Below are 18,431 nucleotides of genomic sequence, written 5' to 3'. Positions count from 1 at the left end.
ATCTAAATCCCTCCCAGAAATCGTTTGTGATTCAGAATTCTATTTGGGTCCACTTTTGTTTTAATTCCTTCCAGCAAGAAGAAATGAGCAGGTTTTTCACCCCATACTTCGATTTGCTGCCTTAGTGCTAAAGGCAAATGCTTTATAACAGCGTACCCACCCAGGCTTTCAACAAAGATTCGCAGCTTCAAAATCGCTGAAACAACATCGTCACTTGCACCGGTCAGATTGATTTGGCAAAGGCCGTGTCCAAGTCCCCCATGGGCCTCGACAATAAGATTATGAGAGTCTTGGAGAAGGTGACTTTCCTTAATTACCTGGATCACATCCATATTTTTTACACCTATTTTTAAGGCAGCCCTAGTCTCATATCCTGATGATGACAGGCAGCCATTAGGTGTAATTTTATAAAAAGAGCTCCAAAATACTTGAGCATCATGGTGTTCTAATATAAAGAATTTCGTATTTTGCGGTTGAAGATCCTTTACGAATCCCAGTTGGTAACGGACAGAGCTTTCGACATCTTCAAAGCTAATCGCTAAAGTGTAGGAAGGTTGACCAATCAATCTTTCTGCAAGGGAAGGTCCGAGCAGTTCTAATGTGAATGGTTCCATAACTGAGTCTAAGAGGTTAACAGTAAATAAGCGGATTTCATTGAGGTTTCCATCTGGGAAGGATAATAATACAAGGCTTTCAAATTTTTGCAGCGGCCTTAGTTTTACGGTAACTTCAGAGATCACTCCAAGTGTCCCCATCGAGCCGATAAATAGTTTATTCATATCGTAGCCGGCAACATTTTTAACGGTTTTTCCACCGATTCGAATGATGGATCCATCCGGATATACGATTCTTGATCCAATGACTAAATCCCTTGCAGATCCGTAGCCGAGCCGTTTAGGACCACTGTCATTAGCAGCAATCACACCGCCGATCGTTGCTTGTTTTGGCCAAGCCGGATCCAGTGGAATTTTTTGCTTATATTCGGATAAATATTCCTGCAGTTCTTTAAAGGTAGTTCCAGCCTTGACCGTTAAGGTCATATCTCCTACAGTATGCTCGATAATTCCTTTATAATTGGCCATGGAAAGAAGGATATCGGCTGAAGCTTCGGTTCCTCCATAACCCTTCTTGGTACCGCCGCTCACAACATTTACTTTCTTTCCATTTTCATTTGCGTATTTAAGGACACTGGCAATTTCTTGTTCTGTTTGGGGAGTTACGACAATTTTGCCACTATTGCCAAACAATTGATCGTGTTTGCCTTCTTCAATCCGTTCTTCAGGGAAGAATTTCATTAGATCGGCCATTAGTTCTGCTGCTATCATACGGGCACCTCCTATTTTTATTTGATATTTCTATTATAATTCTAAATGAATTATGTATTGATATCTATGAATTTTTATATGTCGCTACCCCTATTGCAACATGCCCCCAAAGGATTTCTGTTACCTTCTCTTCTTGATTTTCCTCACAGTGAATGATCACGACAATTTCAGACTTGCACTCTACTGCCACATGCTGATTTTTTTCGCCTCTATTATAAAAATAACGAACTAAAAAACCCAGGAGTATGCCAAATACTAGGCCGATTAATGCCCATAAAATGGGACCCCATTCTAACACAAACCCATAAATTGCTCCTAAAAGCATAAAAATCATTCCTAATATCGCAGCCGTATCAACATAACTTTGACCATTAGAATCATAGATCGTATCAAAGATTTTTGTTTTATCATTCCGCTTGTCCAATGGCAGAACAAGAATTTTATTATTTTCTAAGCCGATATTTTCGATGTCAGCAATCGCCATTTCGATATTTTTCGAATGCTGAAAAGTAGCAACAACATACATTTCAATCCTTCACCTGCTTAATTTGGCATAATAAAATCCTTATTCTGATATTCCCTTTTAAAATGAAATGCTTGTTCCTTTTCAAAGATTTTATTGTATTCAACTGTTTGTACAAAAGAATCATAGATCACAAAAAGATAAATAGAAGGTATGTATAAAAACCATTGAGGATTTAAAATCAATTTCGATGCCTGAAAATTACCAACCATAGTAAAATGAATAGCCGGCAATAGTTTTGAAAAATAAACGATAACAATAAACCATAGAAAAAAGATAAATACTGATAACTGGCGATTTATATATAAATATCCCATGCCGGGTGTAAAAATAGACCAAACTAAAGAAAATAATGGATTGCGCTTTTCAAGTTTATTCAACTCAAATGTGTTAATATTTTTTGAAATCACAGGATAGCCTTTTTTGTAGCTTAAAAAATAATCTTTTTTATATAATATTGTTCTGGTAAAACTATCCCAAATACCATATATATACAATGGAATATATAATAAAAACCATCTTGTATTCAGGACATGCTTAGCCTGATCAAACTCACCTATCATCGAATAAACAATCGCTAAATTTAACCCTGCCTTCTGATTAATAAAAAATTCCCAAATGATTAATCCGTAACCGATAATATATTTACCCATCATAATTTGCCCTAAACCGGGGAATGCTGCTGACCAGAATGCTGAAACCCAGGGGTTTCTTAAGTGTAAATAATTGATGGAAAGTGGAGAAATAAAGGCAGCAATATTACGAATTTCGGTCCTTTGTGCAGATGATTTGCTCATGGAGACCTCCGGGAAATACTAAGCTTTTTATTAGATTAATTTGTGATTATAGTTTTTACAGGATATCCTATCAATATTCATTACTTAAAAATCGCAATGTTTGCAAAAGTAAAAAGCTCACCAAGAAGGTAAGCTTTTTCATGGACTAGTAGTATTGATTTGCCAATATAGTAACCATTTTATCTTCGATCTGCTTCCCCTTCGAATCATCCAGCATATTATTTAATAATATTGAAAAGATCAATGTTCGCCCACTTCTTGTTGTAACATATCCTGATAATGAACTGACTGTAGAAATGGTCCCTGTTTTTGCATGAACTTTTCCTTTTACCGGTTGATTTTTCAATCGATTTCTTAATGTTCCCCCTACCAATTTTCCCTTTTCACCGGAAACAGGTAACGAATTAAGGTACACTGAAAACCACTTTTCTTTCTGAACAGCAAACAACAGTTCCGAGATTTGATTAGCGGGAATTAAATCAATGTGTGAAACTCCTGACCCATCCCTTATGACCATTGTTTTGGTGTTAACACCAAATTTGGCTATCTCGGATTCCAATACCTCAAGACCTTTTTCCCAGGTCCCTTCCCCTTTAACCGTTTTTCCCATTTCTTTGACTAAGATTTCAGCATGGCCATTGTTGCTCAGCTTCATGAATGGAACAAGGAGGCCGGATAACGGCATCGATCGATGGACTGTTAAAATTTGTGCATGTTCAGGAACTATTCCTGTTTTTATTTTTCCGGAAAATTTAATTTCATGTTCGGTTAATGATTGCTTAAAAAGAGCGAGAGCATAACTTGTTGGCTCCCATACGGAGATCCAATCTTTTTGTTCCTTCGATTGCATCGGAATTGTTCCACTAATCGTAATCGTATTTTTGGCATGTTCCCGTTCAATGGTGATACCTTTTTTACCATCTGCCGGAACGGTTACTGCGTGATTTATTAATTTTACATAGTTTGTTTTCGGGGTAACCTTAACATTAACCTTGTCCCCACTGCCCGCTCCCGGTTTCACCTCAATCAAAACGGAACCTGCATCGAATTCCTTTGTTGGTGAGGCAGTTAGCGCAGAAACTTGAGCCCCATAATATGTGGTTTCATCACTCCATGGGAGGTCCTTTGAATAACGGACATTATCATACCAAGAATCGTCACCTATAAGATTTCCGTCTATTTTTTTAATGCCTCGTTTTTGAATTTCCGCTGCCATTTTATCAAAATCTGATTTTAATAAGGTAGGGTCACCCTTTCCTCTTAGATAAAGATTTCCTTTTAACGTATTCCTTTTCAATGGTCCATCTGTGAGCACTTCCGTAACAAACGAGTAATTTTCACCCAAGACAGAAATCGCTGCTGCTGCAGTTAATAGTTTTAGATTGGATGCCGGCCGTAATCGGATATCACCAAGATGGTCGTATATGATTTTTCCATTATCTGCTGAACGAATGCTGACACCAGCGATTGCTCCTTGTAAGCCAAGTTCCTTATTTACTAGTTGATTTAACTGTTGTGTCAACGTGCCTGTGTCCTCGGCAGCAATAACAGCGTGTTCATTTTTGAAAGGTATTAAAGTCCCTATTAGTATGAATGACATGAGTATGTAGATTTTCATTTTTTTAAACAAAACTTATTCCAACCTTCCCTGGAGCTTGTCCAATTAATCGAAATTAAAAATTAAAAAACCTTCAAGGTAGTTTATTACATTTAAATCTATTCTCTCACAACAATTATATTTTTACTAAATATGCCCAATTCTGTGGTGCCTGTGTGAATTCATATGCGAAAAGAACGTAAAAGTGTATAGAAACCTTGCTATAACAACAAAAAAAACACACTATTTCTAATGTGAATGCAGTGTGTTTCCTTGTGATTTAAATTTTTGCATCTCTGTATGAACCCGTTACTAAAAGCGATTTCAGTACAAAATTACTAAGAACAGGACCGGAATTTTCTCATACTACTTTCCTGGAATTACTGTCCTCCTCAACGAACTGTTTAATTCCTTGGCTTTCCAATAAGCGATTCCTGTTGCGACTAATAGTAAGATGCCTGTTATGACAAATACAATTTGTACCGGAAAAATTCCGCCAATAAAGCCGCCGATCATGGGGCCAATCATCCCCCCTATTTGATTGGCGGTTTGATTTAACCCGAATGCTCTACCGCGGAAATCGTCGGGTGTTGACTTCACGACGAGCCCATTTAATGCCGGGAAGACAGCACAGAAAAATGCACCAAAAACAAAACGGATAATGGAGAATCCCCAAATTTCGTTAAATAGAATTTGGGCAAATGTTCCCATTCCACCACCCAGTAATCCAATAACTAGAACTTTTTGAAATCCTACTTTGTCTGCCCATCTTCCCCAGTATGGAGCAAATAGTGCACTTGCAATACCGGGGAGCGAAAAGACGATACCGGCAATTAGTGAAGCTTTATCAGATGAGCCTCCCAGTTTTACAATATATAACGGAAGAATTGGTTCAATAGTCATTAACGAACAGGTAGTTACCACAGTTAAAACAAGGACCAGCATCAAGGGTCGATTTTTCCATGCTGCTTTGACATCATTTTTAACAGAGCCGCGGTCCTTACTTGGAGTAAAATTTTCCTCTTTTACCCAAAAAATAATCAAGAGGGTCGGAATCAATACGATGAATCCGGCAATAGCAAATGCCAATCTATTTCCTACCAGGTGAGCAATTCCCCCGCCTAATAGGGGTCCGACAATCCCTCCTGAAGCAGTTCCGGTAGAAATCATAGAAAGGGCATATCCTACTTTATCACTTGGTGTATTGGTACCAATTAATGCGATGGAGCCCGGGATAAATCCGCTTAATAAACCTTGCATGATCCTCAATACTAATATCTCATACGGATTAGTTACAAAAGCCATTAACGTATAGATGATAAACAGTACAAAACCAGCCCGAATAATCATTGGTTTTCTCCCATATTTATCAGCAACCCTCCCCCAAAAGGGCGAAGAGATGGCTCCTGCAAAAAAAGCGGAACCAAATATCAATCCTGACCACATTTCCGTATGTTGGTGCACACCAATTTGAAGAAGAAAAATTGGCAAAAATGGAATAACCATTGAAAAACTTGCTGAGACAAAAAAGACTCCGATCCATAGGACCCATAAATTACGTTTCCACCTTAACATGCTCTCCGCTCTCCCAATGTATCATCAGTATAGTACCTTCTACTTCATTACCAATGATATTTATAATTACGGCAATAATATCATAAAATTCATTTATTTTCATTCCCGAAATATTATACTATCGAAAAGAATCATTTATAAGACTAAAATGAAGTACCAAATAAAGTAGTTCTGTATATGTTTCAATCTAAAATCAAATTGTTAATATATTGTTGTTTCTGGACGATAAGAAAAAGACCACAGTATTGCGGTCTTTGGTTGTCATTATTTAATTGAACCCGTATCCGTCAATCTTTTAGGATTAGGGTATATACTGTTCTGTAATCTTTGTCACCACTCCATTTTTTACTTCAATGTGAAACGGAATGGTATGACTCTTATTTCGTTCTTTCAAAAAGGTGAGGAATTGATTTTTCGTTACTCTCTCATTCCAATTAATAGAATAAGAGCTGCGAGTTTGTAAAACATATTGGGCAGAATTTGAAATAGGATATGTACGGATCTTTGGATTTACGTTTCGAATCCAATATCCGTCAGGAGCATGATCCATCTCCTTGCTGCACTTGCAATCTTTTTGAAATTCCCTATCTGCATCCTTTCCAAAATACCACTGAATATAATCAAATTTCCCTACCAATTTTCCATGAATGACTTTAAAGGAGGTGATATAAGTTGTCGCTTTTTCAGTCACGGAATGCTTAGTAACAGATGATTTTGCATATGCATCTGAACTGGATACAGGTAAAAATAACATACTAAAAATAAACGCAAAACAGATAAAAGCAGGGAAAAACATATTTGTGATTTTCGTTACTACATTTTTCATTTGGTAATCCCCTCTTTTCTATGTATTTTCTCTACGAATACTTTATAGTAATAATATAAAGTGCAAATAATGCAAATAGTGTCGGTTTTCGGAATATAAAAAAATATTCTTCTTATACCTAAAAAGAGGAGGAGGGATTTGGAGGGCACTGAAAAAGTCCCTTAAATTTATTTAAACTTGGCTATTGATTTTCGCTCCAATCAACAGAATTCTTTTACCTAGGATTAAATTTAAAAAGGTATAATTCCTCATTATTAAGAGAATTATACCTTTTTTGCTGTATAAGATTTTAACTATTAAAAATCATACTCCTCGTATCGGGATCTTCTATATCTTGCCGCATGACAGGAATCACAGATGGGAAACGAAAAATCCCAAGGTAATTTCCTCCCACAATTTTTACATTTTTTGACGAATTTTTTGATATCCGTTTTTAATCGATCTTGGACCTTATCACTTATTTCCTCTCGTAGTCGTTCCCAGTAAACCGCTTCAGTCGGCTGACCCAATCGGTATAAAAACAGGAGATGGAGTCCAATGGCTTTATAGGTAAGTTCGAGTTCTTCTAGACTCCCCTCTTTCATAATCGGTTCAGGAAGCTCGCTCCCCTGAACAATGGCTAACATTGTCTCTTCCCATTGCTTCGTTAACCCTGGTTCATTTTTTGAAAAAGGTAAGTGTAAGAACCCATAAAGGTCCATTAACGAAAGCCGAGCTTCAATTTCGGTCCCCATAATTAATTGATAAAGTGAACGTTCCTCAGAAAGCGAGGCTTTCTTTGTTCCTTTTGGACTTTCAAATTTCCCCCACAGTTCAAAGAATGACCCAAGGTCACGATAGTACCTTTGAAAGCGTTCAAACACTGAGTTGGTTGGTGCAATTGCGAATGTATGCACAGGCTCATCGTCTTGTAAAAGTAAGCGCCTCATCATTTTAATATCATTGGTAAAGGCTACTTTCCCGATATCATATATCCCTTTTCTTCCTGCACGACCGGCAATCTGTTTTACCTCCTGTGAAGTTAAAAGACGCCTTCTGGTTCCGTCGAATTTTTCATTTTCTAAAAATACAATTCGCCGTATCGGCAGATTTAAGCCCATTCCAATTGCATCTGTAGCAACAATAACCTTGGTTTTTCCCTCATTAAATTGCTGAATTTGTTTTTTTCTTGTTTCCGGCGGCATGCTGCCATAAATCATACTAACAGAATGACCATCATTTTGAAGTCTTGAGGCGGTTTCAAGAACACGCCTTCTGGAAAAACATATTAATGCATCCCCTTTTTTAATGTGTTTAATATGAAATTCCTTCGTTTCCACCTCAAGCGGAGTATCACGATTGTATTCGTGAATTTCTAGATCAGAATCTCCCAAAAGCTCCAACAGCATTGTTTTTGAGTTTCTGCTGCCAATAATATGTACTTCCTTTGCGTTGGCTTTTGTAATCGCTTTATACCAAGAGAATCCGCGGTCTTTATCGGTAATCATTTGCGCCTCATCAATCACGACGACTTCATAATATTCTTTCTCATGGAACATTTCCACCGTACATGATGTATGTAGGGCATTAAGAACAACTTTTTCCTCTTCACCGGTTTTTAAGGAACAAGGTGTTTCCTCCGAATTTAATTTATCATAAACCTCTAGAGCCAGCAGCCGAAGAGGCGCTAAATACAAACCGCTATTGGCTTTTTTCATTCTCTCTAATGCATGATGTGTTTTCCCTGTATTGGTTTCTCCAATATGAAGGACATAGTGTATATGCCGCTCTAAAGATGGATTGTATTCTTGACCAAAAATATCTTCCATCATCCGGGTTTTTTCTTCTTTTTTGCGTTGAATTTCTGCCTGTTCTTCTGCCTGCTTCTTTTCTCTTTCCATTAAATCTTTTTCAAAAATCTCTTTATGAACCGTTAGATCAAATGGAACCTTAGCTAGCTTTAACAGATCGGATAAATATTCTTCCTGTATATCCTCTATATAATAACCTTCCACATCATATAGTAGCTGTGAGATACTCCCTTTTACGAAAGATGCAGATAATTCCTTTTGAAATGTATCTTGAAATTCTTTTCTAATTTTGGCTGGAAGTTGCTCCAATACCTTTTGCGGTATAAATTCAGATAAATAATCAGAAACTAAGCTTTCATAAACGAAGAAATACGTCTGATATTCAAAATAGCTGCGTCCCCAGTGAAGCGTTTTATGAATGTCACCGGTTAACTCTTCGAAAAATGATGATACCGTTGTGTAGGATGCTGGATTAAAATGCCCTTCATCTACTAATTTTTCTTCTAATGCAAAGGTATCAACAGATTGAAACTTAGGGTTATTTTCGATATCTCCTGCTAGTTGGCTAGCAACGAAATGCCTGACGTATAAGTAGGATGTCAAATAATTCTCTTCAATAATTTCACTCGCTGCTTCTTCTATTTCCATCCTTATGGACTGCATTTGTTCTTCCAGTTGTTTCTGTTCTTCCCTTTTTAGATAGTTAGCCTTCGCGTTTAGATAACGTTTCTCCCATTTTTCCATATTTCCTTCAAATGTTTCATTTAGCCATTCAACAGCATCAAATGGTCGATAGGTTCGCATTTCATCCCGAAATAATTTATTGACTACTTTCCGGTCTATTCCCTGAACCTCGAACCCTTTCTCACTTAAGAAAAGCTTTTTTTCATTCTTCGGCACATCGTTGGTTGATTTATTCAACCACACATTAATCCAGATTTGTTCAATGTAATGACTGCGATCGAGAAGATATTGCTCATATGTCGGTATAATTTCTTTCATTTCAAAATAATGATCAATATCTTCATATAGTTTCATTTTTGTGTGTTCAATGGCTGAAGGGTAAATAGTGGTTAATTTAGTCATCCAATTTACTCCTCTAAAAAATTTGGTATTTTTATCAATTAAGCGCAGAAACATTTCTTTTTTCTCGATAGTTAGGTATAATAAATTCATAGTGATGCATATAGTAAAAAAGACCGAGCATGACCTGACACACTCGGATCTACAATAGTTTGGTTCCCATAGGGGAATCGGCATATAAGACAGTAATCCACCTTTTACGCTTGCCGGCTCAAGGGTGGATTATTTTTTTTTGTGAAATGACAGTACGGCAATAATGAGACTAGCGAATGAAATAGCTAACATCAATGCTTGAAAAACTGTCAAACAGCATCACCCCCTTTCATGAGGAGATGTGCCGCCACCCTTGAGAATCCTATTCTATTGCATTTTTAATTATACCATTAAATATATTATCGAACAAGCGTTCTTTAAATATTGTGTTGATCGCAATAGTGATCAACCAATTCTTCTAATTGATCCAGCTCGGGAAATTTACCGGAAAACTGAAATTGAATTTCTTCAATAAAATGATCTCTATTATATACATGTATGGCACCGTTTTGTTGAATAACACTATATTCCGGCACAAATCGATAACCGTTTCGTTCAATTGCCCCCATGTGACAACTCCTTTTTTGCAATATTTTTTAGTATAAACAGAAATTTAGTGAGTAATCCTCTTCGAGGTATTCCTTTTTGAGAGGATTCCGCAAAAAAGCTCTTTTATTCCGCAGACTAATTAAATAATCCCGCGAGATTTTTAAATTAATTCCGTCTAAAATAAAATCTTTTCCCGCGACTCTATTCATTTTTTTTGCAAACTTTCCATTTTCTACAAAAAAGGCGGCAGCCTCTCGGCAACCGTCCTCACCTTAATTTTATGCTGTTGTGTAAACCCCTTCTTTATTTTTTTCATGGCGAATCGTTGCTTGCGCAGCAGCCAATCGTGCCAGTGGTACACGGTATGGCGAGCAGCTTACATAATCAAGCCCTGTTTTGTAACAGAAGTCAATCGAGCTCTTTTCACCGCCGTGTTCACCACAAATACCTGTTTTGAGAGACGGTTTTGTTCCTCGGCCCAGTTTTACTCCAGTTTCCACTAATTTTCCTACGCCATCTTGATCAAGTACGGCAAATGGATTTTCCGGCAACACTTTATTTTCAATATATGCCTGCAGGAATTTTCCTTCTGCATCATCACGGCTGTATCCAAACGTGGTCTGTGTTAAATCATTCGTTCCAAATGAGAAGAAATCGGCTTCTTCCGCAATTTGGTCAGCAGTTAAGGCTGCACGAGGAATTTCAATCATCGTCCCAATAGTGTAATTGAATTCTTTCCCTGTTTCTTCTTGAACACTATGCGCAGCATCGATGACCAATTGACGCATTTGCTTTAACTCATTCACATGGCCAACAAGCGGAATCATGATTTCCGGCTGTACGTCCATTCCTTTTTCAGCAAGTCTAGCAGCAGCATAGAAAATCGCTTTTGCTTGCATTTCATAGATTTCCGGATGTATCATTCCAAGGCGGCAGCCGCGGTGGCCAAGCATTGGGTTGAACTCATCCAGTTGGCGGACTTTTTTGAGCAATTGCTCTTTTTCCTTCAATTCTTTTGACGTAGGCTCTAGGATTTGAAGCTTTGTTACTTCCACTAAAAGCTCCTCTTTGTCCGGTAAAAATTCATGTAACGGCGGGTCTAATAAACGGATGGTGACCGGATGCCCTTGCATTGCTTCAAAGATTCCTTCAAAATCCCCTTGCTGCATCGGTAAAAGCTGGCCCAGCGCATCCATCCTCTCACTATAGTTTTCAGCTAAAATCATTTTTTGGACAATCGGAATTCTCTTAAGGTCCATGAACATATGTTCAGTACGGCACAACCCAATCCCGCCTGCACCAAATTCAAATGCTTTTTTTGCATCTTCAGGGTTATCAGCATTGGCACGAACACCGATTTTTCGTTCTTGATCCGCCCACGCTAGTAAAAGCCGGAATTCATCTGAAAGCTCAGGATCGATCATTGGTATTTCCCCTAGCATTATTTCACCGGTTGAACCATCAATCGTGATGATATCACCATAATTAATCACAGTTTCACCAACTTTAAATTGCTTCGCTTTCACATCGATTTTTAACGCCTCACAGCCACAAATACATGCTTTTCCCATTCCGCGTGCAACAACAGCTGCATGGCTTGTCATACCACCGCGGCTAGTTAAAATCGCTTGAGACGCTACAATTCCATGAATATCATCCGGTGTTGTTTCAGGGCGAACAAGGATGACCTTTTTTCCGTCGTTACTTAAATGTTCTGCCTCATCCGCGTCAAAAACCACTTGTCCTGTCGCAGCCCCGGGAGATGCCGGTAATCCTTTTGCCAACAATACACGCTTATGTTTGTCATCGATGCGGCGATGTAGGAGTTGATTTAATTGATCAGGATCCACACGGAGCAGCGCCGTCTTTTTATCAAGAATTCCTTCTTCGACCATTTCTACGGCAATGCGAATCGCAGCTTGTGCTGTTCTTTTGCCATTCCGAGTTTGAAGAATAAAAAGCCTGCCTCGTTCTACAGTAAATTCAATGTCCTGCATTTCTTGATAATGCTGTTCCAAACGTTTACACGTATCTGCAAATTGCTTGTATACACCTGGCATTTCATCTTTTAAGGTTGCAATAGGCTGCGGTGTGCGAATGCCTGCAACCACGTCTTCCCCTTGGGCATTGATTAAATATTCACCGTAAAGGACATGTTCCCCTGTAGATGGATTTCTCGTAAAGGCAACACCTGTTCCTGAATCATTTCCCATATTACCAAATACCATGCTTTGAATATTAACAGCTGTACCCAGGTGGTCAGGTATTTTATTTAAGCGGCGGTAGACAATCGCACGTTGATTATTCCAAGAATTAAACACAGCGTTAATGGCAAGAAATAGCTGCTCTTTTGGATCCTGTGGAAATTCCTTTCGTGTATGCTTTTTTACAATTCCTTTGTAGCCAACAATAACCTCTTGCCAATCCTCTGCCTTCATTTCAGGGTCAGCAGAATATCCCTTTTGCTCGCGTGTTTCTTCTAAAAACTGTTCAAAATAATAGGTATCTATTTCAAGAACGACATTGCTAAACATCTGAATGAAGCGGCGGTAGGAATCGAAAGCAAACCGTGGATTATTGGTTAATTTCGCTACACCTAATACGGTTTCATCATTCATTCCAAGATTTAAAACGGTATCCATCATTCCCGGCATAGAAAAAACAGAGCCTGACCGAACGGAAACAAGGAGTGGATTTTTTGGGTCTCCCAGTTTTTTACCCATCTTTTCTTCTAATCGGCTTAACGCTTCTAATGATTGCTGTTCTACTGGAGATGGAATCGTTTTTCCAGCTTCATAGAAAGCATTACATGCCTGTGTTGTTATCGTAAAACCAAAAGGAACCGGTAAGCCAATTCGCGTCATTTCCGCTAAGTTTGCTCCTTTTCCTCCCAGTAACTCTTTCATTTCGCCATGGCCCTCATGAAATAAATAAACGAATTTTTCCATCATTAAAAGCTCCTCTCTTTTTTTAACACTTCTAAAATTAAGCCGGCTGTTTCTTCTATTGCTTTATTTGAAACATCAATTACCGGGCAGCCAACACGCTTCATAATTTTTTCAGCATGATCCAGTTCATCGAGAATACGTTCAAAGCTTGCATAGTTCGCCTGTGATGCCAGTCCTAAAGCCTTCAGGCGTTCCTTGCGAATTTCGTTTAATTTATCGGGAGAAATAATTAAGCCAATACAGTTTTTCCTCGGAATTTCAAAAAGTTCATCCGGCGGTGATACCTCCGGAACTAATGGAACATTGGCTACCTTAAACCGCTTATGCGCTAAATACATGGAAAGGGGCGTTTTGGAAGTACGGGAAACTCCCACTAAAACAATATCCGCCTTTAAAATTCCTCTAGGGTCACGGCCATCATCATATTTCACAGCAAATTCAATCGCTTCGATTTTTCGGAAGTATTCTTCATCTAATTTTCTCATTAGTCCCGGCCGATGATGAGGCTGTTTGTTAAATCTATTAATGAATGCATTCATCAATGGACTTAGTAAATCTACAGCAAGGATCCCTTCTTCCGTCGCGCGGCGATCCAAGTACTCTTTTAATTCAGTTACCACGATGGTGTACGCAATAATGGAATTGGCTTTCTTAGCAAGAAGAATGACATCTTCAATATCTTCAAAATCATCCACATAGGAATTGCGGCGAATATCAATTTGACCACCATTAAATTGTGTTGCTACTGCTTTTACAACAAACTCAGCTGTTTCCCCAACAGAGTCTGATACCACAAAGACAACTTCTTTCTGTCCCAAAATTGCTGCACTCTCCTTAGCCTGATTTTTGATCCATAATTTCAAGGTATGCCCGTGTTATCGTCGTCTTCGTAATCCGTCCAATTAGTAAATATGTATTCTTCGTCTGATCCAATTCCTTCACAACAGGCAAGGAGTCGATATGGTTCGTAATCATTTTTTTTGCGGCTTCTAAAAGAGTTTCATCCGGACTGATTGTGATGATATTCGGCATTCGAGTCATAATTACACTTACAGGCAATTCATTGAGGTTTCTGTTGCCAATCGCTGTTCGCAATAAGTCTTTTCTTGATATAACACCTGCTAATAGTCCTTCACCGTCAACCGCATATAAGGTTCCAACATCCTCTAAAAATAACTGGACAATGGCATCATAGACGGAAGTAGATTTCTCTACGACAATGGGGTGTGCCTTATAATCTGCAACTTTTTGGTGTAAAAACTTCTCTGCCTGAAGCTTGACTTCATAGTTATGGTTAAAAAAATAACCGACACGAGGCCTTGCATCAAGGTTCCCTGCCATCGTTAGGATAGCTAAGTCCGGCCTTAATGCTGCCCTTGTTAACGAAAGCTTATCAGCTATTTGTTTCCCCGTTATGGGTCCGTTTTCCTTTACGATTTGGAGGATTTCATCCTGGCGTTTAGTAAGTTTAATCATTGCCACCCCCTTATTAACATAATTATGTTATATTCTTTGTGTTTGTTTTTAATGTGTTATACTTATTTTTATTTAGTATATTACATTTAAACAAAAAGGGAAACAATAACTTATACTTTTTTTGACAAAATATGAAACTATTAATGAAAAGAGGCTTATGACTACCAGGATGTCAATATATATAAAGAATCCCGTCTTTATTGACGGGATTCTTCCGGAATTTAGAAAGATCGTATTATTATGAGTTTTAGAAAATACAAAAAACCGAACAACTTTTTGTTCGGTTTTGGCTTATTATATTTAAGATGAGAACTTAAAATGATGGGCCTAAATGGACTCGAACCATCGACCTCACGCTTATCAGGCGTGCGCTCTAACCAGCTGAGCTATAGGCCCGGTTTTGGATTGGAGCGGGTGATGGGAATCGAACCCACTACATCAGCTTGGAAGGCTGAGGTTTTACCAGTAAACTACACCCGCAGGTATTTTTTCAATACGACGATTTATATTATATCAAACTAATATATATTCGTCTATAGGCTAATAATAAAAAAACACTTAGCTAAACTAAGTGACTTATAAATCAGCTATTTTAGTTAACATTGGAGACTCATATATATCCTCAGGCGACGGAAGGTTTTGTTTAGTCAATTTAATCCCTATACTTGCATAAGCCGCATTAACAAAGGTAGAACAAACATACCTTCCTTTCTCGGTACTGTTATTAGGAATATGGAATACATATCTGAGGAACATGTCCACAAGTTCCTCATAATCATAAGGTTTACCTAGCTGCTGTTCTGCAAATTTTACGATGTTTGATGCTTGTTCATCAGTAAGAGTCATCATGCGAAAAACAGTTGAAGTACCTATAAAGCTATCTATTTTAGAATGAACAACACCATTGAGTGATGCTTCAATAATCAGCTTTTTCTCTGGATCTAATACTAACGCCGCATGACTAAATTGAGAACCTGTAACAAATTCAATTCCACTGCTTAACCGGCCTGTCCCTCTTTTAAGAATAATATCTCCTTTTTGAAGGTATAATTCTCCCACAATATCTACCCCTTTTATACTAGTTCTAATAGTATAAAATATGTGAGCATAGAGAGATTCGTACTAGGTAACCGGTATATTTCTATTTTTCTTTTTAATCTCATATACACTGCTGCCATATTATAGTTATTTAAGATAACTTTTTATTTTCATAATAATTATTTTTACAATTGTAATAATTACCCGTAAATTTCAGTTTTAATATTAAATGATTAAAAACATAAAAAATAGCGCTATATTAGCGCTATTTCTAATCCATTCAAACCTTTATACAATATCCTCTTTTACTTTTTACACTCTAAAGTTTCAACCGTTCCTTCCTCTGTTTCCTCTTTTTTGACCATTGCGGTAGTGTTGGCTTTGTTTTAAGTCTTTTTTCTCTTTAAGTAATACAGCACTTTTACGTCTTTCGTATTTCAATTCTCCTTGAAGTCTTGTAATACGTTTACGTAATCTGAACATTTCTTCTGCTTGTATCTGTAATTGTTCATGTAATCTAGTGCAATCTTCACACATTGCTGTATCAACTCCTAGAGAAAATTGTCAACTCTCCCTATAGTCACCTCCACAGAGCAAATTACCTATATTATTATATTCGTCTTCAATTCCAAAAAACCTCCTTGTGAATTTAATCACGTTGGGAACTCACTTCTATTGCCTTTTCAAGTCTCTAACTATTTTCCATGCATTCAGTAACATATTTGTATACCTTTGCGAATAATGGTGGTAATCCCGGTTATAATTCTCATAAAAATTAGTAGAATATTTTGCTATATCTAAAATTAATTGCCGTTCCATTTCTACTTCATATATCATCTACTATTAGTAGATAAAAAACATGGATAATCATAAAACCACTAAAAAAAACCGGCAAAATCCAGCCGGTCAAATGTGCTATATAATTAATGTTTAATTTTCTAAAAATGATGTTTGAGGAATTTTATTTCATGTAAACGTGCGATTTCTAAATAGCCAGTATCAGTGGGATGTGCATTAGGTGGAGTTTCACAGAAATGTGTCCATGTACATACTTTCCATTGTCCGTCGGGGAATTGTCCTAGGAAGTCTGCATGGACGTCAACAACTTTATAATCGTATTTTGAGAGATATTTCCTTTTTTTAATAATTTTATTAATCTTTTGGATATAGAAATCTGCAAATTGAAAATTAGGGTCATCACCTCTAAAAGGGTTATATACTGTCATTATGAATAATTCTGCCCTAGAACCAATAGAATCACGTATTTCTTTTAGAATTCTCGTCCAATCTCTGGCAAATGTTTCAACCCCATTAGATAAGCATGTTACGTTCATATCACAATTCAAATTGTTTCCTCCAATACTAATGGTTATTAAACCGGCATGTTTAACGGCTTCCCGTGTGACAGTATCATTTTTTAGTTGGCGAAGTAAATCACTACTTGTAAAACCCGGAACAGCACGGTTCTTCAAATTTACACAACTGAATTGTGTTTCCAAAAAATCCCGAAAATAATTTACGTAGCCAAAGTTATTCGTAGCACCAATACCAAAGGCAAGGGAATCTCCTAGTGCTGTATATTGAAAACAATGTTTAGATGAACTATTATGAGACACAATATGCACCTCCTTTCTATCAGTCTACTAATAGTAAATGATAGAAAGAGGGTAGAAGATACGGCAGTTTCATTAGAAGATTAGGAAACTATAGATAAAATTGGTTATTATTAATAAGTTCTCCTTGTAAAGTTGAAAAAATTCAAAGAACCCCTTCCCAAATCATAAGAATTTCATTATAATAAGTTTGTTAATCTTTTCACAATCTTAACAGTAAAAAACCCTCCGTCACAGGAGGGCATAGTAATTACATTAACCAGGAAATATAAACTGGCAATGAAATTAAAGATAAGATGGTACTAATAACAAACGAAGAAGCCGTTTCGGTTGTTAATGAATTAAATCTTGAAGAGATCATTGCCGCTACAGCTGATCCAGGGAATGCTACAAGTAAAATAGCTTTAATGGTATCTTTATGATCCAAGCCGATCAAGTTTGTGATAAAGATCATAAATAATGGAATGGCAATTACTTTTAATACAGAAATACCAACTGCAACTTTTTGGAAGCTAATTTTACGGATCCCTACGGTGACCCCTACTGCAAATAAAGCTACACCCGAAGTTACAGAACCAATTTGCTCAAAAGAAGTCTTCAAGATTTCAGGAGCTTGGAAACCACATAGTGTTAAGATAACTGCAAATAATGGCATGGCAGCAAGTGGTTCGCTTAGTCCATGTAGAATAATTCCTAAAGTGTTTGACTTGTCACCCGCTGTTTTCACATTGGTCTGACCTATTGTACCAACAATTGTTGCGATCGGATCTAAAAGCGCATTTACGACAATACCTGTAATCGCCACTGGTATCGCAATTTCCTGTGCACCGAATAAGCTTCCGAGAACGGAAATACCCATGAAGGCGAACGCAGGCTGAGTTGAGTTTAATGAAAACATTGACGCTTTTGTTAAGTCGTATTTAAATCCCAAACGGGCTACAATAAATAAGATTATATAAAAACCAATAATGCCGATCGTCATTGTTAAGAAGAATGACCATTGGTCTATTAATGTTTGTTTTGATGTAGTGGTAATTCCAATAAATAAGTGCGCTGGCAGCGCAAATTTTGTCACTAAAGTGTTCAGGCCCTTAGAGGATTCGGCATTAAAGATTTTAAAATAACCACCTAAATAACCAACAATGATCGTAAAGAAGATTGGTATTAAGGTTAAAAAGATATTTCCAACTGACATGACAACTACACTTCACTTTCCCCAAAATTTAAGATTGGCCCAGGCCTGCCCAAGGGTTCGAGC

16 protein-coding genes and 2 tRNA genes are annotated in these 18,431 nt (G+C 37.5%); all 18 read right to left on the bottom strand.

Features of this window, described 5'->3' with window-relative positions; translation table 11 throughout:
- Positions 1-2 precede the first annotated feature (2 nt).
- Complete coding sequence (locus tag AC3ANV_RS10720; protein WP_488313589.1) at positions 3-1,325, bottom strand: FAD-binding oxidoreductase; 1,323 nt, start codon at positions 1,323-1,325, stop codon at positions 3-5.
- Positions 1,326-1,389: 64 nt separating this feature from the next.
- Positions 1,390-1,851 (bottom strand): hypothetical protein, encoded by a 462-nt coding sequence (locus tag AC3ANV_RS10715; protein WP_488313588.1) that lies wholly within the window; start codon positions 1,849-1,851, stop codon positions 1,390-1,392.
- A gap of 17 nt (positions 1,852-1,868) precedes the next feature.
- On the bottom strand, positions 1,869-2,645 hold the full coding sequence (locus AC3ANV_RS10710) for a hypothetical protein (protein WP_488313587.1): 777 nt from the start codon (positions 2,643-2,645) through the stop codon (positions 1,869-1,871).
- Positions 2,646-2,790: 145 nt separating this feature from the next.
- Positions 2,791-4,275, bottom strand: a complete 1,485-nt coding sequence (gene dacB / locus AC3ANV_RS10705; RefSeq protein WP_488313586.1) for a D-alanyl-D-alanine carboxypeptidase/D-alanyl-D-alanine endopeptidase — start codon at positions 4,273-4,275, stop codon at positions 2,791-2,793.
- A 333-nt stretch (positions 4,276-4,608) separates the two neighbouring features.
- Positions 4,609-5,817 carry an MFS transporter gene (locus AC3ANV_RS10700; RefSeq protein WP_488313585.1) on the bottom strand — a complete coding sequence of 403 codons (1,209 nt, stop codon included), beginning with the start codon at positions 5,815-5,817 and terminating at the stop codon, positions 4,609-4,611.
- 301 nt (positions 5,818-6,118) lie between these two features.
- On the bottom strand, positions 6,119-6,643 hold the full coding sequence (locus tag AC3ANV_RS10695; protein ID WP_488313584.1) for a hypothetical protein: 525 nt from the start codon (positions 6,641-6,643) through the stop codon (positions 6,119-6,121).
- Between the two features lie 296 nt (positions 6,644-6,939).
- Entirely contained in the window at positions 6,940-9,519 is a 2,580-nt protein-coding gene (locus tag AC3ANV_RS10690) for a DEAD/DEAH box helicase (RefSeq protein WP_488313583.1), read from the bottom strand.
- A gap of 219 nt (positions 9,520-9,738) precedes the next feature.
- Positions 9,739-9,801: a hypothetical protein gene (locus AC3ANV_RS10685; protein ID WP_488314183.1), complete on the bottom strand. Its 63-nt coding sequence runs from the start codon at positions 9,799-9,801 to the stop codon at positions 9,739-9,741.
- Positions 9,802-9,926: 125 nt separating this feature from the next.
- Positions 9,927-10,118, bottom strand: a complete 192-nt coding sequence (locus AC3ANV_RS10680; protein ID WP_488313582.1) for a YbxH family protein — start codon at positions 10,116-10,118, stop codon at positions 9,927-9,929.
- 258 nt (positions 10,119-10,376) lie between these two features.
- Positions 10,377-13,046 (bottom strand): pyruvate, phosphate dikinase, encoded by a 2,670-nt coding sequence (gene ppdK, locus AC3ANV_RS10675; RefSeq protein ID WP_488314182.1) that lies wholly within the window; start codon positions 13,044-13,046, stop codon positions 10,377-10,379.
- 2 nt (positions 13,047-13,048) lie between these two features.
- Entirely contained in the window at positions 13,049-13,864 is an 816-nt protein-coding gene (locus tag AC3ANV_RS10670; RefSeq protein ID WP_488313581.1) for a pyruvate, water dikinase regulatory protein, read from the bottom strand.
- A gap of 16 nt (positions 13,865-13,880) precedes the next feature.
- Positions 13,881-14,522, bottom strand: coding sequence for a transcriptional regulator CcpN (ccpN, locus tag AC3ANV_RS10665; protein WP_488313580.1), 642 nt, complete (start codon positions 14,520-14,522; stop codon positions 13,881-13,883).
- Positions 14,523-14,844: 322 nt separating this feature from the next.
- Positions 14,845-14,918 (bottom strand) — tRNA-Ile (locus AC3ANV_RS10660).
- Positions 14,919-14,928: 10 nt separating this feature from the next.
- Positions 14,929-15,002: transfer RNA gene (locus tag AC3ANV_RS10655), tRNA-Gly, on the bottom strand.
- A gap of 96 nt (positions 15,003-15,098) precedes the next feature.
- On the bottom strand, positions 15,099-15,581 hold the full coding sequence (locus tag AC3ANV_RS10650; RefSeq protein WP_488313579.1) for a YiiX/YebB-like N1pC/P60 family cysteine hydrolase: 483 nt from the start codon (positions 15,579-15,581) through the stop codon (positions 15,099-15,101).
- 306 nt (positions 15,582-15,887) lie between these two features.
- The gene (locus AC3ANV_RS10645) at positions 15,888-16,097 is read right to left on the bottom strand and encodes a hypothetical protein (RefSeq protein ID WP_488313578.1); all 210 of its coding nucleotides are present in this window, start codon (positions 16,095-16,097) and stop codon (positions 15,888-15,890) included.
- Positions 16,098-16,498: 401 nt separating this feature from the next.
- Complete coding sequence (locus tag AC3ANV_RS10640; protein ID WP_488313577.1) at positions 16,499-17,176, bottom strand: GDSL-type esterase/lipase family protein; 678 nt, start codon at positions 17,174-17,176, stop codon at positions 16,499-16,501.
- A 247-nt stretch (positions 17,177-17,423) separates the two neighbouring features.
- On the bottom strand, positions 17,424-18,368 hold the full coding sequence (locus AC3ANV_RS10635; protein WP_488313576.1) for an AEC family transporter: 945 nt from the start codon (positions 18,366-18,368) through the stop codon (positions 17,424-17,426).
- Positions 18,369-18,431 lie beyond the last annotated feature (63 nt).

The organism is Neobacillus sp. DFD-2R (assembly GCF_057747865.1).
The sequence above is the reverse complement of the archived record's forward strand: the minus strand, read 5'-3'. Positions and strand labels throughout refer to the sequence as shown.